14 protein-coding genes are annotated in these 24,279 nt (G+C 68.3%); 5 read left to right on the top strand and 9 right to left on the bottom strand.

Going from position 1 to position 24,279, the window contains the following annotated elements; translation table 11 throughout:
* Window positions 1–51: 51 nt before the first annotated feature.
* Together ACK8GG_RS06465 and ACK8GG_RS06470 are read right to left on the bottom strand one after the other, a co-directional pair.
* Window positions 52–1,197, bottom strand: a complete 1,146-nt coding sequence (locus tag ACK8GG_RS06465; RefSeq protein ID WP_440352950.1) for a fatty acid desaturase family protein — start codon at window positions 1,195–1,197, stop codon at window positions 52–54.
* Between the two features lie 14 nt (window positions 1,198–1,211).
* A complete protein-coding gene (locus ACK8GG_RS06470; protein ID WP_440352949.1) occupies window positions 1,212–2,303 on the bottom strand; it encodes a ferredoxin reductase in 1,092 nt (363 codons plus the stop codon).
* A gap of 85 nt (window positions 2,304–2,388) precedes the next feature.
* On the opposite strand from ACK8GG_RS06470, the gene ACK8GG_RS06475 reads away from it, so the two are divergent.
* The gene (locus ACK8GG_RS06475; protein ID WP_440355825.1) at window positions 2,389–3,618 is read left to right on the top strand and encodes a PucR family transcriptional regulator; all 1,230 of its coding nucleotides are present in this window, start codon (window positions 2,389–2,391) and stop codon (window positions 3,616–3,618) included.
* A gap of 124 nt (window positions 3,619–3,742) precedes the next feature.
* Here ACK8GG_RS06475 and ACK8GG_RS06480 read toward each other — a convergent pair whose 3' ends face one another.
* Both ACK8GG_RS06480 and ACK8GG_RS06485 read right to left on the bottom strand, forming a co-directional pair.
* Window positions 3,743–4,321 (bottom strand): hotdog domain-containing protein, encoded by a 579-nt coding sequence (locus ACK8GG_RS06480; protein WP_440348805.1) that lies wholly within the window; start codon window positions 4,319–4,321, stop codon window positions 3,743–3,745.
* Between the two features lie 177 nt (window positions 4,322–4,498).
* A complete protein-coding gene (locus ACK8GG_RS06485) occupies window positions 4,499–5,440 on the bottom strand; it encodes an ADP-ribosylglycohydrolase family protein (RefSeq protein ID WP_440348806.1) in 942 nt (313 codons plus the stop codon).
* A 66-nt stretch (window positions 5,441–5,506) separates the two neighbouring features.
* Between ACK8GG_RS06485 and ACK8GG_RS06490 the strand changes: the two genes are divergently transcribed.
* Both ACK8GG_RS06490 and ACK8GG_RS06495 read left to right on the top strand, forming a co-directional pair.
* On the top strand, window positions 5,507–6,190 hold the full coding sequence (locus tag ACK8GG_RS06490) for an NUDIX hydrolase (RefSeq protein ID WP_440348807.1): 684 nt from the start codon (window positions 5,507–5,509) through the stop codon (window positions 6,188–6,190).
* Window positions 6,191–6,318: 128 nt separating this feature from the next.
* Window positions 6,319–6,489, top strand: a complete 171-nt coding sequence (locus tag ACK8GG_RS06495) for a hypothetical protein (RefSeq protein WP_440348808.1) — start codon at window positions 6,319–6,321, stop codon at window positions 6,487–6,489.
* Between the two features lie 1,211 nt (window positions 6,490–7,700).
* Here the strand turns inward: ACK8GG_RS06495 and ACK8GG_RS06500 are convergent.
* From ACK8GG_RS06500 to ACK8GG_RS06510, 3 genes are all read right to left on the bottom strand, one after another.
* The gene (locus ACK8GG_RS06500; protein WP_440349221.1) at window positions 7,701–8,093 is read right to left on the bottom strand and encodes a DUF5958 family protein; all 393 of its coding nucleotides are present in this window, start codon (window positions 8,091–8,093) and stop codon (window positions 7,701–7,703) included.
* A gap of 6 nt (window positions 8,094–8,099) precedes the next feature.
* Window positions 8,100–14,903, bottom strand: coding sequence for a polymorphic toxin-type HINT domain-containing protein (locus tag ACK8GG_RS06505; RefSeq protein WP_440355826.1), 6,804 nt, complete (start codon window positions 14,901–14,903; stop codon window positions 8,100–8,102).
* Window positions 14,904–15,265: 362 nt separating this feature from the next.
* A complete protein-coding gene (locus tag ACK8GG_RS06510; protein ID WP_440348810.1) occupies window positions 15,266–15,889 on the bottom strand; it encodes a TetR/AcrR family transcriptional regulator in 624 nt (207 codons plus the stop codon).
* A gap of 78 nt (window positions 15,890–15,967) precedes the next feature.
* Here ACK8GG_RS06510 and ACK8GG_RS06515 point away from each other — a divergent pair, with 78 nt between their 5' ends.
* Window positions 15,968–16,303 (top strand): hypothetical protein, encoded by a 336-nt coding sequence (locus tag ACK8GG_RS06515; protein ID WP_440348811.1) that lies wholly within the window; start codon window positions 15,968–15,970, stop codon window positions 16,301–16,303.
* Between the two features lie 45 nt (window positions 16,304–16,348).
* Here the strand turns inward: ACK8GG_RS06515 and ACK8GG_RS06520 are convergent, their stop codons facing one another.
* On the bottom strand, window positions 16,349–16,930 hold the full coding sequence (locus tag ACK8GG_RS06520; RefSeq protein WP_440355827.1) for a PaaI family thioesterase: 582 nt from the start codon (window positions 16,928–16,930) through the stop codon (window positions 16,349–16,351).
* Between the two features lie 78 nt (window positions 16,931–17,008).
* Window positions 17,009–19,753 (bottom strand): cation-translocating P-type ATPase, encoded by a 2,745-nt coding sequence (locus tag ACK8GG_RS06525; protein ID WP_440355828.1) that lies wholly within the window; start codon window positions 19,751–19,753, stop codon window positions 17,009–17,011.
* Between the two features lie 433 nt (window positions 19,754–20,186).
* Here ACK8GG_RS06525 and ACK8GG_RS06530 point away from each other — a divergent pair, with 433 nt between their 5' ends.
* Window positions 20,187–24,245, top strand: coding sequence for a Pls/PosA family non-ribosomal peptide synthetase (locus ACK8GG_RS06530; RefSeq protein WP_440355829.1), 4,059 nt, complete (start codon window positions 20,187–20,189; stop codon window positions 24,243–24,245).
* The last annotated feature ends 34 nt before the right edge of the window (window positions 24,246–24,279 follow it).

Raw genomic sequence — 24,279 nt, forward strand, 5'->3', positions numbered from 1 at the left:
GCGCAGGAGCGACTCCGGCGACCCGCGCGGTGGTCGGCCGGAAGCGGTGGATCAGGCGTTCGCGCCGGCGAGGGCCGGGGTGGGGTCCTCGACGCGGCGGGCGTCGGTGGGCTTGCGGTTCGGCAGGGAGAGGCGCACGACCTTCTTCCAGGCGGAGAAGACCTGGCGCGGCAGGGAGCCGGAGGTGTACTTCAGGCCGTACTTGGCGAAGAGCGCCTGCACCTGCGGGGCGATCTCCTGGTAGCGGTTGCTCGGCAGGTCCGGGAAGAGGTGGTGCTCGATCTGGAACGACAGGTTGCCGGTCATGATGTGCATCAGCTTGCTGCCGCTGATGTTGGCCGAGCCGAGCATCTGCCGCAGGTACCACTCGCCGCGGGTCTCGCCCACGATCGACCGCCGCTCGAAGGTCTCGACACCCTCCGGGAAGTGCCCGCACATGATCACCGAGTGGGACCAGAGGTTGCGCACGATGTTCGCGGTGAAGGTCGCGGCGAGGGTGTGCAGGAAGGACGGTCCGGAGAGCAGCGGGTGGATGATGTAGTCCTTGAGCACCTGCTTGCGGATCTTGCGGCCGACGGCCTTGGCCCGGGCCCGGAAGACCGGGTCCTTGTGCCGCCCCTTGCGCAGGTTCTTGCCCAGCTCCAGGTCGTACGCGGCGATGCCGTACTCGAAGAAGCAGGCGTTGACGAAGTTGTAGAGCGGCTGGCCGAGGTAGAACGGGTGCCACCTCTGGTCCTCGTCGACGCGCATGATGCCGTAGCCGAGGTCGTTGTCCTTGCCGATGACGTTGGTGTAGGTGTGGTGCAGCTCGTTGTGCGAGTGCTTCCACTGATCGGCCGGGGTGACGTGGTCCCACTCCCAGGTCGTCGAGTGGATCTTCGGGTCGCGCATCCAGTCCCACTGTCCGTGCAGGACGTTGTGGCCGATCTCCATGTTCTCGAGGATCTTCGCCACCGACAGACCCGCGGTCCCGACGATCCAGGCCGGCGGGAAGATCGAGAAGAGCAGGATCACCCGGCTGCTCATCTCCAGCTTGCGCTGCCGGGAGATCATCTTGCGGATGTAGGCGGCATCGCTCTCGCCCCGGCTGGCGATGACCTGGTCACGAATCGCGTCGAGCTCCTTGCCGAGGGTCTCGATGTCCTCGGCGGTCAGGTGCGCGATCGCGTTGTCGGGCTTCTTCTGAATAACGGTCATGTCGGGGTCTCCCGTCAGAGTTCGATGTCGCAGGCGCCGGCAGCGGCGGAGATGCAGGTCTGGATGAGCACGCCGTCACCGGGCACGGCCACGGTGATGTCGCCGGTGCGCAGGTCGCGGACGGCGCCTTCACGCAGCGGGAGCACGCAGCCGTAGCAGATGCCCATCCGGCAACCGGAGGGCATCAGCACCCCGGCCGACTCCCCGGCGTCGAGGATCGCGGTGGCCCCGTCGGCGTCGAGGGTCACGCCGGCCTTGCTGAAGGTGACCGTGCCGCCCTCGCCGGGCGAGATGACGGTCGGGCGGAACCGCTCGGTGTGCAGTTGTTCTGCGACGCCCCGGCCGGCCCAGTGCTCCTCGACGGCGTCGAGCAGGCCGATCGGGCCGCAGGCCCAGGTCTGACGCTCGCAGTGGTCGGGGACGAGGTCGTCGAGCTCGTCGACGGTGAGCATGCCGTCGACGTCGGTGTGGCGCTCCACCAGCCGGATCGCGCCCTCGGCGGCGAGGCGGCGCAGTTCGGCGCCGAAGATGACGTCGGCCTCGGTGGGCGCGGAGTGCAGCAGCACCACGTCGGCGGCGGTGTGCGCGCCATTGCGCAGCATCCCCATCACCGGGGTGATGCCGCTGCCCGCGGTCAGGAAGAGGATCTTGGCGGGGGCCGGGTCCGGCAGGACGAAGTCACCCTGCGCCTGGTCGAGCTGGATGACCGTGCCGGGCTGCGCGCGACGGACCAGGTGGTTGCTCACCACACCGTCGGGGATGGCCTTCACGGTGATCGAGATGCACTCGTCGGCCCGGCTGGCGACGGAGGTCACCGAGTACGCCCGCCACTGGCGGACTCCGTCCACGTCGACGCCGACGCGGATGTACTGGCCGGGCACGTGGCCGCGCCAGCCGCGGCCGGGGCGGATGGTGACCGTGGCGGCGTCCGGCCCCTCCGGGTCGATGGCGACGATGCGGCCGCGCAGGTCCGCGCCGGAGCGCAGCGGCGCCACGATGTCGAGGTAGTCCTCCGGCAGCAGCGGGGTGGTGATCGTCTCGGCGAGCCGCAGAACGCGGTCCCGCAGGGCGATCTTCCCGGACGGCCGCGGGGTGGTGGTGCTCATGATCTCATCATGATCGCCCTGGTGGCATAAGGTCTTGACCAACGGAAGTGAATCAGGCACAGCTTTTTGTTCGGAGCGAACAATCATGTCGGAGCAGAACGGGCCCACCCCGCCGGTCGCGCCCCTCGAACTCGGCGAGCAGGTCGTCGCGGCCCTGCGGTCCCGGCTGGCGCTCGTCGCCGAACGGACAGCCAACGCCGTCACCACCGTGCCGAGCTACTCCGGCGCCATCACCGAGCAGATGCGCGGCAAGATCGAGTACGCCGTCGAGATCGCCCTCGGCGCCTTCCTGAACCTCATCGAGCAGTCACGGGGCGCCGATCCCGGCACTCCGCTGGCTCCGGCGGTCGAGGCCGCGTACCAGCTCGGTGGCGGCGAGGCGCGCGAAGGGCGCAGCATGGACGCCCTGCTGGCCGCCTACCGTGTCGGCGCCCGCGCCGCCTGGCGGGAGATGTCCGCCAGCGCGGTGCGCAACGGCCTCTCCGCCGAGGCCGTCGCCGAGTTCGCGCAGCTGATGTTCGCCTACATCGACGAGCTCTCGGCCGCGAGCGTCGCCGGACACGCCGACCAGCTCGCCACCGCCGGGCGGATGCGCCGACGCTACCTGGAGCGGCTCACCCGGCAACTGCTGGCCGCGGAACCGGAGGAGGTCCTGCGCCACAGCGCCGCCCGGGCCGACTGGCCGGTGCCCGAGACCCTCACCGCCGTGCTGGTGCCGCGGGCGAACCTGCACTCCACCCTTGCCCTGCTCAGCCCGCACACCCTGGAAGGCGCCGAGGACCTGCCGGTCGGCACGGCGGCGGAGGATCACGCCGTACTGCTCGTGCCGGACATGCACGGCGGCCGGCGCGCGCAGCTGACCCGGCTCCTGCACGGCCGCCGCGCGATCCTCGGCCCGGCCCGGGCCTGGTCGCGCGCCGCCGCCTCGTTCCAGCGCGCCGTACGCGCCACGGCGCTGACCGGCCACGGCGCCGGCGACGCGCCGCTGGACACCGAGGAACACCTGGCGGAGCTGCTGCTGCGCATGGACCCCGAAGGGCTGGCCGACCTGCGCTCCCGGGCGCTCGCGCCGCTGGCGGCGCTGCCGCCGGCGACCGCCGCCCGGCTGGCCGAGACGCTGCGCGCCTGGCTGCTGCACCAGGGCCGCCGGGACGACGTCGCCGCGGCGCTCTTCGTGCACCCGCAGACCGTGCGTTACCGGCTGGGCAAGATCCGTGAGCTCTACGGCGCGCGCCTCGACGACCCCGCCACCGTGCTCGACCTGACGCTGGCGCTCGCCATTCCGGCCGACCCGACCGACACCGCCGGCCCCTGAACCGGGCCACCACCGGCCGGCAGCGCCCTGAACCGGGCCACCGCCGGCCGGCAGCGCCCGCGCCGCTGCCGGCCGCCGAGGCACGGCCGGGTCCGCAACGTCCACGGCTGATCCGGTCGCGTGGTCAGCGGTGGTGCGGCAGCAACTCGATGAAGAGCGCCTCGGCCTCGGCGCAGAGCGTCTCACCGTTCCGCAGCTCACCCCGGACGAAGCGCTTGCGTCCCTCCTCCTTCACGAATGCCCCGGTCAGGGTCAACTCGGTGTCGAGCGGGGTGACGGCGCGGTAATCCACGTTGAGGTAGGCCGTACGCGCCGGGCGGCGCCCACCGGTGTTCGCCACCCGGCCGAGCACGTCGTCGAAGAGCAGGGTGATCGCTCCTCCGTGGGCGGCCCCGTTGCCGCCGAGGAAGTAGCGGCCGAACGTGACGCTGCCGCGTATGCCGTTGTCACCGGACTCGGCGACGACGAAGGCGGGGAGCATGGTCTGGCCGCGGCCGGGCAGGTCGGGGCGCCGGCCGAAGAGCTGCTCCCGCTCGGATACCTGCGCCTGCGCCAGTTCCGCCTCCCAGCGCCGCAGGTCGCCGGTCAGCCGGTTGATCGTGCCCGTGTCCGGCTTCGCCCCGGCAACGGTGTCGAGGAAACTCCGCATCGCCTCGATCATCCGGGCGTACTCCGGACCGCCCTTGCCGCTGTCTGCCGACATCTTCTTCCACATCCCGTCGCATCGCGTCGATCGCGCTGGTCGTGCACGACGTCGCTGCGGAGTCTGACATTCGCTGCCCGCCGGCCGGCGCCCCGCCCCTCTCGGCGACAGAGATGTGGGACCAAGATCCTTAGTTGATCTCCGGTGTCTTCAGTGGCCCGGGACACCGGAAATCAACTAATGATCACGTGTGGCCACGGTCGTGCGCACCGCGAAGCCGGCCAGCTCGTCGGCGCGCAGCCCGGGCCAGCCGTGCACCATTTCGCGCCACTGGGCCGGAATCGCGTCGGCGCCGTAGCGGGCGCCGAGCAGCGCACCGGCGATCGCGGCGACGGTGTCGGTGTCACCGCCGCCATTGACGGCCGCCACCACACCGTCCGAGTAGGACGCCGACCGGTGGATCGCCGACCAGGCGGCTTGCAGGGCCGCGACCACCCAGCCGTTGTTGTGGGCGTACCGGGCCGGCTCGGCCTGCTCGGCCTCGTCGAGCAGGGGCGACCAGTAGCCGGCGTCGACCAGCGGCAGCCCGACCCGTACGTCGAGGTCGCCGGTGCGGACGGCGTGGTCGATGGCGAGGCACCAGAGCACGCAGGCATCCCCGGCGACCGGGTCGTGGTGGGTCAGCGCGCTGACCGCGCGGGCGGCGTCGGCGATCGCCTCGGGGTCGCCGAGGTGCGCCAGGGCGACCGGGGCGGTGCGCATCAGCGAGCCGTTGCCGCCGGAGCGGCCGGTCTCGTGGTGCAGCGCGGTGGCGACCCGCCGCATGGTCGCCGCCGACCCGTCCTGGCGGGCGGTCTCGCCGAGCACCCGGCGGGTCTGGACCCCGATGTCGGGCGGCCCGTCTTCGTACCACTGAAGGAAGCCGGCGGCGACGGCGTCGAGCGCCTCGGCGGTACGGAGGTCTGCGCCGTCGGCGGCGACGCGGGCGATGCAGACGGCCATCTCGGTGTCGTCGCTGTACTGCCCGGGGTCGATGCCACCTAGCCCACCGCCGTGCATCCGCGGCTGCGCCTCCAGCGGCCGGGAGCCGTACTCGTACGGCACACCGAGCGCGTCGCCGACCGCGCCACCGACGAGCGCGCCGATCGCCCGGTCGAGCTGTGCCGGGGTGACCTCCATGACAAGACCTCCAATTGGCGCGAGCTTGCGCCAATGGTAAGCGCAGATCTGCGCTAACGTGCCCGCATGTGGCTCGACAGCAGAGGCCTGCAGCTCAGCGACTATCCACGCCCCTCGGTGACGGTGGACGTCGCGCTGCTGACCGTCATCGAGACGGGCACCGGGACGCTGCCGGCGGTGCTGGTGGCCCGTCGACCCGGTGGGGACTGGGCGCTGCCGGGCACCTTCCTGCGCATCGACGAACGACTCCACTCCGCCGCGCTGCGGGCGCTGCGCGACAAGGTCGGTGTCACCGGGGAACATCCCCGGCAGCTGCGGGTCTTCGACGACCCGGGTCGCGACCCGCGCGGGCGGGTGGTCACCGTCGCCCACGTCGACCTGGTCCACCCGGCCCGGCTCGCCGGCCGGCTGACCGATTCGGTACGGCTCGCGCCGCTGGTCGCGGAGCGGTTCGTACTGCCCGACGGGCAGGAGCGGTTGGCCTTCGACCACGACCTGATCACCGCCGAGGCGATGCGCTGGGCCCGCGGGACGTACACCGGGCGGCCCGACCCGGCGCGGCTGCTCGGCGGGACCTTCACCTTGAACGACCTGCGCCGCCTGCACGCGGCGATCCACGGCGGGCCGCTGCAGAAGGACACCTTCCGCCGCCGCATGGAGCCGTTGCTCGTGCCGACGGGCGAGCGGAGCAGCGGCAGCGTGGGCCGGCCGGCGCAGTTCTACCGGCGGCGTAACGACCTCGACAACTGATTGCCCCGGGCCCGCGCGAGTCCTGGCCGGCCTGCTGTTTCTCGCTTGCGCGCACCCTGCCGGACCTAGCATTGACCTGGTCCGCGCGGCCACCGGTCGCACTTCCCGAGCAGGCGCAAGGAGCCGAGATGACCGCACCCGAGGAAGACCGGGAGAAGTCCGCCAAGACCGACCAGGTCCTCTTCTCCCCCGACGGCGACCCGCACCACACCTGGGAAGAGGCCCCGCAGCCGGACACCCACCTGACGCCGGAGTACCTCCACGACGACGAGGTGGAACTCCTCGACGGCGAGCAGTGAATTCGCCCTGACAGTTCGCGCCCTTTGCGGACCGCAGGGACGCGTCATCGCGATCGTCCGCCGTAGGGCCGCACGTGGAGGTGGCGGACTACTTTTGCCTCGTCTTGGAACGTTGACCGTGTAATCCGTCGGTTCTGAAGATGCGCCTGGCAGGCCGCCTCCTACCGCTTGGCGGGAGGTGGTACACCGGCGGGCAGGCGCCCAGAAGTGTTCGTTCGGCAGGTGAGGATGGCCGAAAGGCAGCGGTTGCAGCGGATCAACCGCACGGCAAAGGACCCGGTGAAGCTGCGCAGGGGGATCGTGATGCTGATGTGGGCGCAAAGGCAGCCGCTCCGGACATCGCCCACCTGTTGCGGGTGACCGACGACTACGTGCGGAACGTGATCCACGCGTTCAACGAACGGGGTCCGATGGGATGGACCCGAAATGGCGCGAGGTCGCATCAAGACAGATCGATAAGCAGACGCGCGACTGGATCTGTGTCATCGCCCAGGCCCCCGCTCTCTCGGCCGGGCGTACTCCTGCGGGCCTTTGGCCAAAGCAGCGCAACAATCTGATCGACGCCGGCTCCCGTCCCGGCGAGCAGCGTCGAGACCATCCGGGGGATCTTGCACGAGCGCGGGCGTCCTGGCAGACCACCACGACCTGGAAAGCCAGAAATCGACCCGGACTCCACCACAAGGAGGCACCGCATCCTGGGCCCTTAAGACCACCCACCCGCGGACCGCCGGTTAATCCATGTCGACGACTTCGGCCCACTGAACCTGCAACCCCAACCCGCCCGAGCCCGGCGAACCCAGCGGCAGCCTGTCCGGCTGCGGGCCACCTACACTTGGCGACCAGCGCATCCAGCAGATGATCGCCGCCCCGAACCCAACCTGGCCACTGTCTGCACTACCGCATCCGCGACCACAAACGCTGACGCGAGTTCATGGCCTTCCTCAAGACGCTGCGCCGCCGCTTACCCGACCAGCGTCTCCACCTGATCCTGGACAACTTCTCCCCGCACAAGCACCGTTCAGGGATGCGTGACGGGGCACGAGAAGAACCAATTGGAAAGTTGCGCGCTTAGCAGGCAACCCGTAGTCGATCAGACCTCGCTCGGTAGAGACGCGAGCGAGCCGCCGAAGCCATCCACTTGGCGAATTCGTGCCGGGCATCGAAAATAGATCGCCAGGCCTGCTATCGGCGGCCAACATGGGCATAACCATTTACCCCCTCCCTAGATGATGCCAAAAGTGACTGCACGTCCCCCGACACTCCACCTTCCTCCTCCTAGAGTCAGCAACAACAAACGCCGAGAGCAAAACTCGGAACGAATTGGCATGCTCACTCGGGGGCAATCTGACAATTTTGCCCATCTGCTCCAGGGTCGGCTCTCGAGCAATCAGAACCGCTGGCGTCACCGTCGGCTTCACACCCGAGCGCAACAAGCCTTCACGCCCATCCTGCGCGGTAACGTGCGCCTGCATCAAGTAACGAACCACTTCCCGCAATACCGCCACTCGGGAAACACTGCCGAGAGAGCAAAACCAATCCACAGCCTCCTCAAAGTCACGCAAACCTTGAGCAACCTCGTTGATTATCCGTTCTGATTCTTGCAGGGCCCCTCACCTCCTCCGTGGCACAAATATCACATACGGCCGAGTCTTGTCCAACTCTGCATAGTCGGGGCGACTCGGATTATAGTCTTGCCAAAAGTCCCGACCTCGTCCAGCCCCTTCTCCGTCGCCAACTCCTCGTGGCAACGAATTCTTAATTCTGCCTCGAACCCTCGAAGGGCCCGACAGAATATAATCCCAGTCCGACATCGGGTGAGCCGATCCATTCGCACGACTTCCGACAACAACAATCGGATACCCAGCCCTGTCGGCTGCATTCTGAATCCGCGTCGCATCATTCGGCTTGATGCCGACTTCCGCTGGCGTCCTAGCACCCGGCCCACATTCTCCGTTTACGTTATGCACGAGCACGGCACGCCCGCCCGCGAAAACATAATATGTGTGGATGTCGTCAACCGTGAGGTTGTAGACGGTCGCCAGCTGCTGATACGCGACGATGTCGATGACGCGTACGCGGGAGCCGTCGGGTGCCAAGAGCTGGTCGCCGGGCCGCAGGTCCTCGGCGTTGCGCCAGGTGACCTGGCTCGCAACCCAGAAGGGATGATGATCGGTGGCCACCAAGGCCGACCTGGAGCCGCCACGACCATCATCGACGACGACCTTCACCAGGTTCTTGGTGCCGGCGCCCTCGATCGTGGCGGTGACTTCCCGCGCCCCGGTGACTCCGGATTCGGGGTCCGTGGCGACTACCCGGTCGCCGATTTCCACCGCCTCGATTGGCTTTCGACTGCCATCCGCAAGAAGAACCAGGGTGCCAGGCTCAAAACTGTTTCCCTGGCAATTTTCGTCAATGACCTCGACAATGTCATCGACGCCAGGGTCGTCATCCCGCTTCTTGGACTTCTGCGCGGGCTGCTTCTTGGGAGACGACTTTGGCTTTGCGGATGATTTTGGCTTCGCAGTCGCCTTTGGCTTCGCAGTTGCCTTCGGTTTTGCAGCCAGCCGCGATCCTGACTGAGGCTTGGATGCAGCCTTCGGCTTTGGTTTCGCAACCGACTTCTTTGCAGTCGCCTTTCGCATTTGTTTCAATTCGGACCACTGCAGATTGCCCGGATCCGGCTTGGCCTTTGCAGACGCACGGGGCGCAGCTTTGGGCTTCGCCTTGCCAAAGATTCGGTTGTAGATGCCGTTAAAAAGCTTGCCAAGGCCAGGCGGCGCCATTCCTCCGTGAAGTGACCCTCCTCCCCTCGGCCCGCCACCGCCACCGCCCGCACCGGCGTGCTCAATCCGCTTCAGACCGTCCGGGTCGGCAAAGGTGACGGGACTGTTACCAGCATAGGAATAGCCATGAAGCGACTGGGGATCGGAGAGATCCAGAATAGGGTCAACAGAAATGAATCTGCCGATGCTGGGGTCATACTCCCGCGCGCCAAGGTGAATCAAGCCGGTGTCGTCTTTGATTCCTCCCACGAAATGCTTGGTACCGAGCCAACCTGCCGGGGCAGCGTTGCGCTCCTCGCCGTACGGCATGGTCCGCCTGCGCTGCGTATCAAGCGTCGCAGCGTCGATCTGCACCTGGCCCGTGCCTTGGTGATCCCCGACCATCCACTTGAGCCCGAGAGCATCACGCACCGCGAAGTCGCCGTAGTAGCGGGTGCCGAGCGGCTCACCACTGTCCGGCGTCACCACCAGTTCGGCGTGACCGAGGTAAAGGGTCGTCTTCCCGGGAGCGCGGGAGATCAGTCGGCTGCCATCTGCAGAGTAGACGTAACCGGTACTTCCCGACTGATCCGCAATGACGTCCAGTTGGCCTTCAGGCGTCCAGCTGAGGGCTTGCCGCATCCCACCCTCAGTGACGCGACTGGTCATCTGGCCCGCGTCGTCGTACTCGAAGCTCCTGGTCGTCGTTGCGGCCAGGGGACCCGTAGCCGTTACCTCGGCAAGCTGGTGAGGGGTAACGCCGGCAGCCATCCCCACCTGGTAGGTCCAGGTGGTGTTCCCCGCAACCGGGTTGTGGTCCGTCTGGGTGAGCCGGTTGCCGATGGCGTCGAACGTCCACGACCGGTGGTAGGCGTCAGGTCCGCTTCGCTGCGGCGTCAGACAGTCGGTCGTCGTCTCGGTCCACGCCTCGGTCAACCTGCGCAGGTAGTCGTACCGGAAGCATTCCGTTTGTTCTGCGACTCCGTCTACCGAGCTCACGATCGACGTGATGTTTCCGATCGGGTCATAGCCGTAGCCGTTCCCAAACTTCGGCGTGAAATGATCCGGGATGGCCTCGCTCTCAACACTCGCACTTGAGCTCAGCAGCCTGCGGGTATCCGGAGCGTAGGTGTACGAGCGATGAATCTGCTTACCCGGCGAACCGAGCCGCTGACCCGCGACGAGACCATCGTGGAGGTAGCTGGTGTCCGCGATGTACGTGGTCTGCTCGGACGACATCCCCACCGGGAAACCGATGTCGTTGTAGGCATAGGTCAACGTTTCGGCCGGCAGACCTCCTACCGCAGGAAGCTGCTCTGTACTCAGCGAACCGTCGGCCCTGTAGGTCATCGACGTGGCATACGTGCCCGCCAACTGTCCGTTCTCATCGGACGCCGGGATCGTGAGAGTGGCGCCGAGCGGGCGGTATCCCGCGTCGTATCCGGTAACAGCGTTGCGGTACGCCAAACCCTGGTGGTAACGCGTTGCCGACGTGGGCAAACCCTTCTGAAGGCTGTCGTACAGCCACTCGATCCGCTTCGTCCCGGACAAGTTGTTGTCGTGGAGCGCCGTGACGCGACCCAGCTCGTCGTAACGATAGGCGAGAGTGTGGCCATTGCCATCGGTCGCTGACGTGACCTGGCCCAAATCGTCGTATGTGACGGCGCTCGTCCCGGAATCCGGGTCAACGGCCTGCACCACACGTCCGAGTTGATCGTAGGTGTAGGTCCATTGGGCACCTGCCGGGTCGGTGATCCGAATAAGCTCGCCGCTCACGTTGTAGTCGTAGGACGTTGTGTCGTAGTCGCCCTGAAGGTCCGTCGAGCGGTACTGCCGAACCTGCACCACTTGGTCGGAGTCGTCGAAGACCGTCTGAACGGGCGTGCCACCTTGCGGAGGAATGACAGTGGTGCGATCCCAGCCATAGACGACGTTGTAGGCGAGCTTCATTGCGCCGTGGGACCAGAGTTGGCTGGACGTCAGCCGGTCGCGCCCGTCATAAACGTACCTCTGCTGCGCGGCGATCGATGCATCGTCCGCGGCTACCAGTGAGGCCGTGGGCCGGGATGCCGCGTTGTAGAACACGGACTCCTTGGCCACTAGGCCACGCTCGTCATAGCGCGTATCAACGATCGTCCGCGCTCCATCGGCCGTGGGTATCTGCATCTGCCGCAGCCGCAACAGTCCGTCGTAGATCTCGAACGACTCGATTTGGTTCCCGTTGGGCCCCAGCACCCTTGTGCGGACCGACGACGGCGAGGTCTGCGACAAGGTGTACCCGAACTCCGCGTCCGGCTTCCCACTGGAATTGCCTGGCGTGGTCACGGAAACCAGGCGGCCCAGCGTGTCGTACTCACTCGTGGTTGTCAGGCCATTGGGGTCAGTGGCCGTCAACGGCACACCCCGCGCTACGTCAAGCGTCACCGTGCTCTCGTGCCCAGCAGCGTTGATCACCTGAATTGACGAAAGCAACCCGTCCGAATTGTGGGTATAGACAGCCCTCTCCGTGCGGCCCAACGCATCCGTGGTGGCGGTAACCCGACCGTACAGGTCGTACTTCACGTCCTTTTCATCCACGATCCAGCCGTTGTCGCCGTACACCTCGCTGCGGGTGATGTTTCCACGCGAAGGCGCCGCGCCGTGACTTGCCTGGTCGTCATAGAAATACCGCTGGTCGCTGAGAAGATCAGCAGGCAACGTCGGGGTTTCCGTGCACAGCTTGCGCGTAGTTTGGATCCGCGAGACGAACGCAAACTTGTGGGTCGCTGCATGATCCGCGTAGCTGTAACGCGTACAGGTCTCGTCGCCACTGACCGGCACACTGCCGCTGTCGGCAGAGGAAAGCAGACGCCCCGTGGTCGCATCCCACGTGTCGGCGGTCGAAGTGCGGGCGGACCACGCACCATCCACCCATTCCCACCGGCTCGTGCCCGCAGTCCGCGTCACGTAGGAACGGTGGACATTCGGCACAGCCCAATCGGTGGTCAGGGTGCGCGTGCCGGTCAGGGCCGACCAGGGATTGGTCTTGATGAGCTGCACGGGAGCTCCGCCGGCCCTGTCGTAGATCTTCGTGTTGATCAGGTGGCCCGCATACTGCGGAGCGTCGTTCCAGACGCTTCCGTTGAACTCGGTAATCGTGGCGGAGCGCGTGCCGCCGTCCATGTCCGCCCGATCACCGTTGAGACCCCGGAAGTACAAATGTTCTGTCTGCGACCGCACGCCACCGACAGGTCCCGACCTGACAATCACGGTGCTGTAGCCGCGCCAGTCCGACCATGTACGCGTTGGCAGGGACGATCGCCACACGGCGGTACCGTTGCCGTGACCCCACAGCACATTAGTGCTGGATCCGGCCGTCGAATAGCTGTACTCGTGTGCCTGGTCCGGGCTTCCGCCGACGAGATCCCGCTCGACAACCTTGGTAACGACCCGCTTGTGCCACCAGGACCATCCGGACGCGCCGGAGGGGTTGGTGTACCACTGCGGGAAACAGCGGCGTGGGTTCGCGGTGTGCGTCGGAAAATTCGAGCCAAAGACACAGTTTGTGTCGTCCCCGGAATACGTCGCCTCGACCTCACCACCGGATTCGGTGCGAATCCTGGTGATCCGGTATTTCATGTGCGAAGCCATGGAAGCTTGCGGATCGTAATCCGCCCGGTTTTGCATCCGGGTTCCGTACAGCAGCAAAGACGGCTCCGTCTGGCTGCCGCCGACCTTTCCGGTGCGGGTGATCGACGACAGCCACAGTACAGGGGAAAGCCCGGTGCCCGTGGACGGGAAATGTCCTTCGATCGCCCATTCGTCCACCGTCGAATACGCCCCGTTGACGAGGATCTCAGTCGATACTTGGGATACCCTGCGAGACGTCCAGAACGTAGGGCTCATGTTGTTTGTGCATGGTGCCGCGTCACACTGAAGATCCCAGGGAGTATCCGGCCAGTTCGCAGCGTCCCGGGTGCTACACGACGTGGTGAAACAACGATCAGTGTTGGCGAAAACCACCCTCGCCGGCGCGGCAACAGACGCCGGCTGGTCGACGCGGGTTCCGTACTCGATGCGCTGCAGGAAGATCGACCGATGGTAACTGTCACTCGAAGACGCGGAGCCCATACGCGCACTGCGGCTGACCTCGCGTCCGTACCAGTAGGAAATCTCATTACCTTGCGGATCGACTACATAATCGAGCATCCAACGCCAAGCCTGCTTGCACCTGGACGCCGATGCCGAGGTCGACGAATAGCACGGTTCACCCGCATGGTTGGCGAAAACCGTCACAATGGCAGTGGAGTTGGTGCCTGCGCGTCCATTCGGCAGCGCATGGCGACCGAACCAGTACTGAGTCCCGTCGCTGGTGGTGATCTTCCAGTGCTCGCCGTCGTTCTGATCCCCGTTATCAGCGCCGGTGAGAAGTTCGACCTTTTCTCCGTTGTCGTCGGCCAGCCGCCACTTGTTGTCGGCGCCGAGGATTAGCTCGGCCGTCTTTCCGTTGAGCGATATTTGAGCGTTTGGCAGTCGCCAGCAGAGATCCGCCGCGGAATTGAGCGCGGTCCACTTCGGCGAATTGGCCGAGTCGTCATAGCACGGCCTATAGGTTCGCTCGATGAATCCCGGCGCATAGGACCAGCCTTCGCCGAATACGCCCGGCTGGGTATTTCCTCCGGCCGTCTGCCCATCCACTGCGCCGGACGAGTAACCCAATTCCACGGAAGGCTCGAGGCCACCCGGCACCTCGGGTACCTCAAACGGATATGACCACTTGAAGTCACCGGCGTTGCCTGCCATCTCCCAAGTCGACGACGCCTTCAGATCAGTGGCGGCGAATGACCCCGTCTCGGATCCCCCACTGGTAGCTACAAGCGCAATCAGAACGTCGTTCGCTGCGGACTTGGACTCTGCCTTCTCCCAGGACGACGCGTCGGCACCTGCCACAACCTGCGACGGCAACTCAACTTCGGCGGAGATGACGCTTGTCTCGCCATCGTTCGTATACGTCAGGGTCGTCGGGTCAGCGCAAGAAGGCTCTTTTGGTGACGTCAGGGCGCAGGCGGGCAGTTGGACTGGCTTCAGGCGCCACGCCCAGTCAGCCCCGTAAGCGCTCCGGAACGCGGAATAGTCGATGTCGAGGCGCACCGCACCGGTCGCCAGCGCGTTGTCCGCACGGGCGACGCCCAACACCAGGGCCGCCCCAACGGCCTCGGCAATCTTGCGGTCGAGGACCTCGACATTCACCCTCGCCGGCGCACTCAGTGCGGCGTCAGCCACGTCACGGCCAGTCAAGACATCATCGCCCCGACCAATGCTCGGGACGACACGTACCGGAAGCCCGCCGATCTCCATCTCCGCGGTGCGCCGCGAACCGTTCGCACCCAGTGGCAGTTCGACCGTTTGCGACGAAGGCTGCGGCCATCTCACGGCTTCCGGCTCAAACGCCGGCATCGAAGGAAGAGGATCCACCTTCACGGGCAGGGTCGAGACCGGCACCGAACGGTCCCGGCTATCAGGCAGACCGCCCGAGGGGTTTGCCGCCGCCGGCGGCACAGCGAGTCCGCTCGCGACGAGCACCCCGCTCAGCGCGACCGCAAGCAGGCGCGGCCCCCTGCCGCCTCCGACCCGATCCCCAGAATCCGCTCGCCGAGCCACCGAAACCTCCACACGTCCACTTTGGCCGGCAGCATGATAGGCAAAGATCAACTGTGTGGGCTAGCTTGATCACAAACTGATAGGACAAGATCACCAATTCGGGACAGGAATCCCTTCCGAGGTCACGATGGGTAACGTGTCACGGGACCTGGCCCTGCCGAGTGAAGCAAACTCGACGTTCGCCCCCGACAAGCAACCTTCACGAACTCGCCGGTCACCGTCAGCTCGCGCCCCAGCAGACCCAGCCGTGTGACGGACGGGAGCTCGCATTCAGGTACGCGGTCCGTTGGGCAGGCGTCCGCGCGGGTTGGCCAAGCGGCCAAGCACGTCGTAGAAATGCGGGCACATGGCAGCGGAGCTCATCGCGTGCCCGCTCAGATCGGCGCCAGGATGCTCTGCTCGACGGCGCGGCTGAGGGTGGCCGCCACCGACCCCGCAGTGCGGCCGCGCCCGTGATGGAGCAGGTCGAAGCTGTCGAAGCTGCTCAGTAGCCACAGCACGTCGGTCGCCTCGTCGACGGTCACGTCGTCGCGCAGTTCACCGGCCGCGGCGAGCCCGGCCGCAACCCGTTGCATGCCCTCCAGCCGGCCTTTCTCCAAGCGGGCGATGGCGCCGCCGACAGCTTCCGGGTCCAACTGCGCCATGGAGTAGAGCGAGCGCAGGACGTCCCGGCTCGCCGCGTACATGTCGACGGTGGCGCGCATGAACGCACGCATCGCCGCCCGGGCGTCGGGGTTGTCGACGGCCGCGAGCACGTCCGCGAAGCCAGCACGGTCGAGCAGGTCCGCGCCGACGGCGTCGAAGAGACCGCTCCGGTCGCCGAAGATCAGGTAGACCGTCGAGCGCGACACCCCGGCGTCGCGGGCGACGCGGTCCACCGCCACCCGCTCGGCCGGCGACTGCCGCAGCCGGTCGTAGACCGAGTCCAGGATGCGGAGCCGGGTCTGCGCCGCCGACTCGGCGCGAAGCCGTTGCGCGTACGGCCGAGGTGTCTCCATGACGGCATCCTACTTTGGCTGGACAGGGTGTAGTGTCAAAGACAGAGTGTCCGGCGAAATATGCAGGGGGGTTCCGTCGTGCAGATCCTGATCCGGTACGAGGTCAAAGAGCAGCACGTCGAGGAGCATCTCGGCCTGCTCCGCCAGGTCTTCCGCGAACTACAGGAGGCGGCGATCCCCGGCTTCGGGTATGCCGCCTACCAACTCGAAGACGGCGTCACCTTCGTCGAGCTGCTGGACAGCGAGGAGGGCCCGGCCCCGCTGGCTGCCGCACCGACCTTCGCCCGGTACCGGGCAACCCTCGATGCTCGATGCACGACACCGCCGACCATGACGGAGCTGCGCGAGGTCGCCTCGGCCGGGCTCCGACTCGCGCCGGTCGCGCCCGGCCAGGTACCGCTCCGGGACCGGTGACAAGGCGCCCGTCTCGGCCCTCTCGGGGCTCCTAGCGGGCGGCGGTCACTTGGCGCCGGGGCGGAGTTCGACGACCAGGGCCTCCGCCTCGGCGCAGAGCGTCGTGCCGTCCCAGAGCTCACCGCGCAGGTAGCGCTTGCGCCCTTCCTCCTTCACGAACTCGCCGGTCACCGTCAGCTCCCGGTCCAGCGGCGTGACCGACCGGAACTCCACGTTCAGGTACGCGGTCCGGCCGGTCCGGCGCCCGCCCAGGTTGGCGAAGCGCCCGAGCACCTCATCGAAGACCAGCGCGATCGAACCGCCGTGGGCGGCATCCCCGCGGCCGAGGAAGTAGCGGCCGAAGGTGACGGTCCCGCGGATCCGGGTGTCGTCGCGCTCGGTGACGGCGATCGGCGGGATCATGGTCTGACCACGCCCACGAAGGTCGGTACGGTGGGCGAAGAGCTGCCGCTCCTCGGGCACCGCGTGCTCCGCCAGCTCGGTGCCCCAGCGCTCAAGATCGCCGGTCAGCCGGTTGATGGTCTCGGTGTCCGGCCTCGCCCCGGCAACCCGGTCCAGAAAGTCCCGCAACGCGTCGATCATCCCGGCGTACTCCGGCCCACCGTTGCCACCGACTGCCTGTGCCATTGCCTTACCTCGTTCCCCCGTCGCACGCCTGGTGCACCGCGACGCCGGACAAGTCTGGCACTGCCCTGACCAGCCGCTTTACCCCGGTACCGCCCACTTCCCGCGGCCCGGACGGCCGTCGATCCCTGGTCCGGAACCGGCCCGACCACGTCGGCGGACGAACTTGTCGATCTCCACGATCACCAGGATCAGCGCGCCCAGCCCCCAGCACGCCGCCCACTCGGTGCCCGACAGCGGCACGAAGCCGAGCAGCTCCGCCGCGGGCCGCCATGCCGTGGCACCCCAGTAGAGCGCGAGCGCACCGAGCGCGCTGCCGAGCAGAAACCGGTTGCCGAACGGATTCATCGTGAACAGGGACCGGTTCTCCGCCCGCGCGCTGAGCACCAGCCAGAAGTTGAGCATCACGAAGACGGTGACGGTGAGCGTACGGGCGTGGGTTTCGTCGTAGCCGTGGTCGAGGGCCCAGCGGAAGGTGACCAGGATGGTGACGGCCATCCAGATGCCGGCCAGCACCGTACGCAGCCAGAGCACCCGCGACAGCAGCCCCTCCCCCACTGCCCGCGGCGACCGGCGCAGCTCGTCGCCCTCCGGCGGTTCGAAGGCCAGGGCGATGTCCTGTACGCCGTTGGTGACCACGTTGATGAAGAGCAGCTGCACCGGCAGGAAGAGCAGCGGCTGCTCGGCGATCAGGTTGACCGCGACCGCCAGCAGCGACGACAGCCCGGTGGCGAGCAGGAAGAAGGTCGCCTTGCGGATGGCGTTGAAGGTGACCCGCCCCTGCTTGACGGCGTCGACGATGGTGACGAAATTGTCGTCGGTGAGGACGATGTCGGCGGCTTCGCGGGCGACGGCGGTGCCGGAGCGTCCCATCGCGATGCCGATCGACGCGGCCCGCAGCGCCGGCGCGTCGTTGACCCCGTCGCCGGTGACCGCGACAATCTCCCGCTCACCCTGCAGGGTCCGCACGATCCGCAGCTTGTCCTGCGGGGTCACCCGGGCCGCCACCCCGCTCTCCCGCAGCCGTACGGCCAGCAGCGCGTCGTCGAGGGTCTCCATCTCCCGCCCGGTGACGGGCGGAGCGCCGGTGCCGATGCCGAGCCGGGCGGCGATGGAGGCGGCGGTGGCCGGATGGTCACCAGTGATCATGACGACGTCGATCCCGGCGCGCTTGCAGTCGGCGACCGCCTCGGCGACACCGGGCCGGGGCGGGTCCTCCATCGCCTGGAGCCCGAGGAAGGTCAGCCCGGTCGGCGCGGGCAGCGGCCGGGTCACCTCCTCGTCGGCGTCGAGCACCCGCATGGCGGTGGCGAGCACCCGCATCCCCTCGGCGGCGAGCCGCTCGTTGGCGGCGCGTACCGGGGCGGGGTCGAAGGGGTGGTCGCCGTCGTCGCCGGCGAGGTGGGTGCAGAGGTCGGCGAGGACGTCCGGGGAGCCCTTGACGTAGAGGACACGCCGCCCGTCGGGCTCGGTGCGCACCGTCTGCGACAGGCGCAGCTCCGGCTCGTACGGGGTGTGGGCAACCCAGCGGGCGTCGCGCTCGTCGGCGGTGACCGCGCCGAGGCGGACTGCGGCCCGCAGCATCGCCACGTCGACGGCGTCGCCGGTGAAGTCGAGGGGCTCGCCGGCGGCGGTGAACGCCCCGGCGGGCGCGCGGGTCGCCTCGTTGGTCAGCGCGCCAGCCCGCAGTGCCCGGCGGACCGTGGAGGTCAGGGGCGCCTCGGCGGCACCGGGTTCGCGCAGGTCGAGGGACCCGCCAGCGGTCCAGATCAGCTGGACGGTCAGCTCGTTGCGGGTCAGGGTGCCGGTCTTGTCGGAGCCGATGACTGTGGTGGAGCCGAGCGTCTCGACGGCCGGCAGCGACCGGACGACGGCGTGGTGGCGGGCCATCCGGGCCACGCCGAGGCTCATCGCGACGGTCAGCACGATCGGCAGCGACTCGGGGATCGAGGCGACCGCCAGGGCCACGGCGGTGCGGAACATCTCCGACGGGTCCTGGCCGAGCACCAGCCCGGCCGCGAAGATCGCCACGGCGGCGGTGGCGACGACGGCCCCGATGCGCCGCTCCAGGGAGTGGGTGAGGATCTCCAGCGGTGAGCGGGTGGCAGGCCCCTGGACCAGCTCGTTGATCATGCCGAGTTCGGTGTCGGCGCCGGTGGCGACGACCAGGGCCCGGCCGCGGCCGGCGGTGACGAGGGTGCCGCTGAAGGCGATGTTGGTGCGCTCGGCGGAAAGGGTATCGGCGGGAAGCCGGTTGACCTGCTTGGTCACCGGGAGCACCTCACCGGTGAGCATCGACTCGTCGACCTGCAGGCCGTTGACCTCCAGCAGCCGCAGGTCGGCCGGGACCCGCTCGCCGCTCTCCAGCAGCACGACGTCTCCCGGCACCAGCTCCGCGGCCGGCAGTTCGTGTTCGGCGCCGTCGCGCAGCACCCGGCAGATGGGCGCGCTGAGGCGCTTCAGGGCGCGGACCGAGCGTTCGGCCTTGCGCTCCTGCCAGAAGCCGATACCCGCGTTGAGCAGCAGCACCAGCGCGATAGCGCCCGCGTCGACCCAGTGCCGCTGCACCGCGGTGATGACGAAGGTGACGACCAGGATGCCGATCAGCGGGCTGACGAACTGACGGGCCAGCACCCGCAGCGGCGACGTCGCCTCGGCCTCGGCGAGCTCGTTGCGGCCGTAACGGGCGATGCGCCGGGCGGCCTCCTCCGAAGAGAGTCCCCGCGGGTTCGCATCGAGTCGGCCCAGGGTGTCCTTACGGGACAGCACGTGCCATCGGCTGCCGGCGACGGGGTCGCTGCCCGCCGGCGGCTGGACGGTGACCATCGAGCTCCCTCCGTGCACCACATCCGCCGCGCCGGGGGGCGGCGGGACATCAGGTGCGCCCCGGACGCAGGATCCGCCTCGTGACGATCACGGCGAGGAGATCGGTGGAGCGGCAGCGCGGTTTGATCTTATGAGGCTACCCGTCAGCGGATGGCTCACCCGGCTGTTTCCACAGTTCAGAGACGCTCTGACGGGCGGTTGTCAATGGGGCGAAAGTCAGGAAGCCGACATCAAACGAAGCGCCGGGTTGCCGCCTAATGAACTGATAATGTTTCCATAAGTTCGGATAAAGACAGCAAAGTAACCATAGGTCTCTTTCGTACGTTTCCCCGCGGCGCGCCTTCATTCGCTGCGGCCTGCCCGACGCGCCAGCGGCGTCGCGGATTGCGGTTCGGGTTCCGCTGATAGCTCGCCCGCCGCGGCATGGAGTGAGATGAATCTGTTCGACCGCCCGGCAGCCATGACGAGCGCTCCGGCCGCACCCGTACCGGAGACCCATTTCCGCGAGGCTCTCACGGTCGAGTTCGTCATGCCCGCCGTTCGTCCCGATCGGCATCACCCGGACGAGCACCCTCCGCGTCACCAGCTCCCCCGGCGGCTGCACCACGTCTTCGAACGCGGCTGTGATCGGCATCCGGACCGCATCGCCCTGGAGTGCGGCGACCAGCGGCTGACCTACCGGGAGCTGGACGAGCGGGCCAACCGGTTGGCCCATCATCTGCGCGGGCTGGGAATCGGCAGCGGTCGACGGGTCGCGATCCTGCTGCAACGGTCGGTCGAGACCTACGTGGCGCTGCTCGCGGTCGGCAAGGCCGGCGCCGCGTTCGTACCGATCGATCCCGAATCGCCGCCGGACCGGATCGCCTACATCGCCCAGGACTCCGCCGTCGATCTGCTGCTCACCTCGCCCGAGCTGATTGACCGCACCGCCGGCCTGGACCGTCTCGCGCTGCTGGTCGGCGAATGCCTCACGGGGCCGGCCCATCGACCGCCGCACGACCTCGATCCCGATCCGAGCGCCTACGTCATCTACACCTCCGGCTCCAGCGGCCGACCCAAGGGCGTAGAGGTGGCCCAGTCGAGCATCTGCAACTTCCTCGACGTGGTCCCGACCGTCTACGACGTCCGACCCGGTGACCGGGTCTACCAGGGCATGACCATCGCCTTCGACTTCTCCATCGAGGAGATCTGGCCGACCTGGGCCGTCGGCGCCACCCTGGTCGCCGGCCCCACCGACTCCCGCCGGCTCGGCGCCGAACTCGCCGACTTCCTCGACGAGGCCCGGATCACCGTCCTGTACTGCGTGCCCACCCTGCTGGCCACCATTCCCCGGGAGCTGCCGCGCATCCGCAACCTGCTCGTCGGCGGAGAGGCCTGCCCGGGGCAACTGGTCGAGCGATGGAGCCGTCCCGGCCGCCGGATCCTGAACACCTACGGTCCGACCGAGGCCACCGTCACGGCGATCTGGTGCGAACTGCGGCCCGGCCGGCCGGTCACCATCGGCCGGCCCCTGCCGACATACTCGGCGGTGCTGCTCGACGAGGTGGGACAGCCGGTGCCCGACGGCGAGGTCGGCGAGATCTGCATCGGCGGCCCCGGGCTGGCGCGCGGGTACGTCGGCCGGCCGGAGCTGACCGCTGAGCGCTTCATCATGCACTCCGCCGTCCCCGGTGGACGGTTGTACCGCACCGGCGACCTGGGCCGCCTCACCGCCGACGGCGAGATCGAGTACCTGGGCCGCGCGGACGCCGAGGTCAAGATCCGGGGCCACCGGGTGGACCTCGGGGAAATCGAGAGTGTGCTTCTGGAGGACCCGGCGGTGGCCGAGGCGGTGGCGGCGCTCGTCCCGGTCGCCGAGGACCCGGACGCACCCCGCGAGCTGACGATCTACCTGGTCAGCGCGGAGGCGGCCGGTGGAGTCCGGGAAAACGACGACGCACTCGTCGCCCGGCTGGGCGACACGCTGCGACAGCGCCTGCCCGCCTACATGGTGCCGTCCTTCGCCGACGTCATCCCCGCGCTGCCCACGATGCCCAGCGGCAAGGTCGACCGTAGCCGGCTGCCGGTGCCGAGCGGCCGACGGCTGACCCGGGCCTCAGGGCCTGTCGCCGCCGCCGAGAACGAACTGGAGGAACGGGTCCGAGGGGTCTGGGCGCAGGCCTTCGGCGTCGAAGCGACAGCCCTCTCGGTCGAGGCGAACTTCTTCACCGACCTCGGCGGGCACTCGCTCCTGGCGGCCACGGTCGTCTCGGCGCTGCGCGCCCGCGGGATCGGCAACAGCCCGGCGCTGCGCGACCTATACGAGCACCCGACCGTCCGGGACCTCGCCGCGCACCTCGGTGCCGCCCCGCAGCGGGCGGCAGCACCCCGGCAGCCGGCCGCGCTGCGGCACCCGAGCCGGCGCATCGCCCGCACCGGAGCCGCCCAGGCCACCGTGATCTACCTGCTGCTGCTGGTCATCACCCTGCCCGTCTCCTACGTCTACACCCGCAACGACGGCGTCGTCTCCGTGCAGGTGCTGGCGCAGTTGATGGCGGCGGTGCTCTTCAGCTACCTCGCGGTGCGCTGGGTGGTGCCGCTGCTGCTGGTCCGGCCGCTGACAGCGGGGATCCGGCCGGGCCGGTACCCGCTCTGGAGCGCCACGTACATCCGGCTCTGGACGCAGAACCTGCTGCTGGCGATCAGCCCGCTCACGGTGCTCAGCGGTTCCCCGCTGATGGCGCCCTACCTGCGGCTGCTCGGCGCCCGCGTCGGCCACCGCACAACGATCGCCACCAGTGCGATCAGCCTGCCCGGGCTCCTGCGGGTCGGTCCCGACGCCTCGATCGGGTATGGCGTCTCGCTGCGTGCCTGGCGGGTAGCCGAGGGCTGGGTGCACATCGCCCCGATCCGGGTCGGGACCGGTGCGTTCGTCGGCGCGAACGCGGTTCTGGAGCCGGGTACCACGGTCGGCGCCCACGGCGCGCTCGGCGCCCAGTCCGTGCTCGGCGAGTCCGAGTCGGTGCCGGCCTGGGCACGCTGGTCGGGTTCGCCGGCCGCGGCGGTCGGCTCCCTCGGCCACGTGGCCGACCGGATGCTGGAGCGCCCCGGCCCGACCCGGCGGTGGCGGATCCACCACCTGGCCGCGGGCCTGGCCGGCCTCGTCGCGCTGGAGGTCGGCACCATCGCGATGATCGCGCCGAGCGTGCTGCTGGTCTGGTGGGTGCTGCTGACCTGGGGTGTCATCGCCGGGCTACTCGCCACCGTGCCCGCCGGCGCCGTCTACGTGCTCACCGTCTGCGTCGTGGTGGCGGCCGGCAAGCGGCTGGTGCTGCACCGGACCCCGGTCGGCGTGCATCCGGTGCGTTCCGGACTCGGCGTGCGCAAGTGGATCAGCGACAAGCTCCTGGAGTTCAGTCTCGCCTTCACCAACTCCCTCTACGCGACGCTCTACACCAGCCCGTGGCTGCGGATGCTCGGCGCCCGGGTCGGCCGGGGTGCCGAGGTCTCCACCGCCGCGCACCTCGACCCGGACCTGCTCATCCTCGGACAGGAGAGCTTCGTCGCCGACATGGCCAGCGTCGGCGCGGCCACCTACGCCAACGGGCGGGTCGCGTTCCTGCCCACCCGGGTCGGGCACCGGGCTTTCGTCGGCAACGCCGCCTTCGTGCCGGCCGGCACGAGCCTGGGCAGCGGCTCGCTGGTCGGCGTCGGCACCCTGCCACCGAACGACGGCGTTCCCGACGGGACGTCCTGGCTGGGATCACCCGCGATGCATCTGCCGGTGCGACAGAGCAGCGGATCGTACGCCGAAGAGCACACCTTCCGCCCGTCACGGACCGTGGTGGCCAAGCGGCTCGGCATCGAATTCGTCCGGGGCACGCTGCCCGCCGCCATGCTCGGCGCCGCCGCCTACCTCTACCTGCTGGCGCTCTCCGAGCTCGCCGGCGGCCGGACCCTGCCCATTCCGGCGCTGGTGTCACCGCTGATGACCGTGGCCGTGGCAGTCGCCGTCATCATCTGCTGCGCGTCGATCAAACGCAATGTCGTCGGCACCTACGAGCCCCGGGTGGAGCCACTCTGGAGCCCGTTCGTGCGGCGTACGGAATTCGTCACCGGGCTCTACGAGGCCGCCGCGGTGCCGATCGGAGTCGGGGTCCTGGTGGGTACACCGTTCCTGCCACCGGTGCTGCGATGGTTCGGCGTGCGCGTCGGACGCCGCACCTGGATCGGCACCACCTACCTGACCGAGTTCGATCTGGTCGAGATCGGCGACGACGCCACCGTCGGCGTCGACGTGTCGCTGCAGACCCACCTCTTCGAAGACCGGGTGATGAAGATGTCCGCCCTCCGGATCGGCAACGGCGCGACCGTGGGCACCCGGGCGATCGTGCTCTACGACGCGGTCGTCGGCGACGACGTCGCGCTCGGCTCGCTCTCGTTGCTGATGAAGGGCGAGGAACTCACACCGGGCACCCGGTGGCGCGGCATCCCCGCCCAGGCGGTGACGTGAAAACCGGGCACCGGCGTCTCGCCGATCCGCCCTC

It is taken from the genome of Melissospora conviva (assembly GCF_049523535.1).
Taxonomy (GTDB): Bacteria; Actinomycetota; Actinomycetes; order Mycobacteriales; family Micromonosporaceae; genus Melissospora; species Melissospora conviva.

Bases quoted from the DNA above. Each gene is read 5' to 3' on its own strand.
- ACK8GG_RS06465 (WP_440352950.1), bottom strand. From the start codon at position 1,197: ATGACCGTTATTCAGAAGAAGCCCGACAACGCGATCGCGCACCTGACC.
- ACK8GG_RS06470 (WP_440352949.1), bottom strand. From the start codon at position 2,303: ATGAGCACCACCACCCCGCGGCCGTCCGGGAAGATCGCCCTGCGGGAC.
- ACK8GG_RS06475 (WP_440355825.1), top strand. From the start codon at position 2,389: ATGTCGGAGCAGAACGGGCCCACCCCGCCGGTCGCGCCCCTCGAACTC.
- ACK8GG_RS06480 (WP_440348805.1), bottom strand. From the start codon at position 4,321: ATGTCGGCAGACAGCGGCAAGGGCGGTCCGGAGTACGCCCGGATGATC.
- ACK8GG_RS06485 (WP_440348806.1), bottom strand. From the start codon at position 5,440: ATGGAGGTCACCCCGGCACAGCTCGACCGGGCGATCGGCGCGCTCGTC.
- ACK8GG_RS06490 (WP_440348807.1), top strand. From the start codon at position 5,507: ATGTGGCTCGACAGCAGAGGCCTGCAGCTCAGCGACTATCCACGCCCC.
- ACK8GG_RS06495 (WP_440348808.1), top strand. From the start codon at position 6,319: ATGACCGCACCCGAGGAAGACCGGGAGAAGTCCGCCAAGACCGACCAG.
- ACK8GG_RS06510 (WP_440348810.1), bottom strand. From the start codon at position 15,889: ATGGAGACACCTCGGCCGTACGCGCAACGGCTTCGCGCCGAGTCGGCG.
- ACK8GG_RS06520 (WP_440355827.1), bottom strand. From the start codon at position 16,930: ATGGCACAGGCAGTCGGTGGCAACGGTGGGCCGGAGTACGCCGGGATG.
- ACK8GG_RS06525 (WP_440355828.1), bottom strand. From the start codon at position 19,753: ATGGTCACCGTCCAGCCGCCGGCGGGCAGCGACCCCGTCGCCGGCAGC.
- ACK8GG_RS06530 (WP_440355829.1), top strand. From the start codon at position 20,187: ATGAATCTGTTCGACCGCCCGGCAGCCATGACGAGCGCTCCGGCCGCA.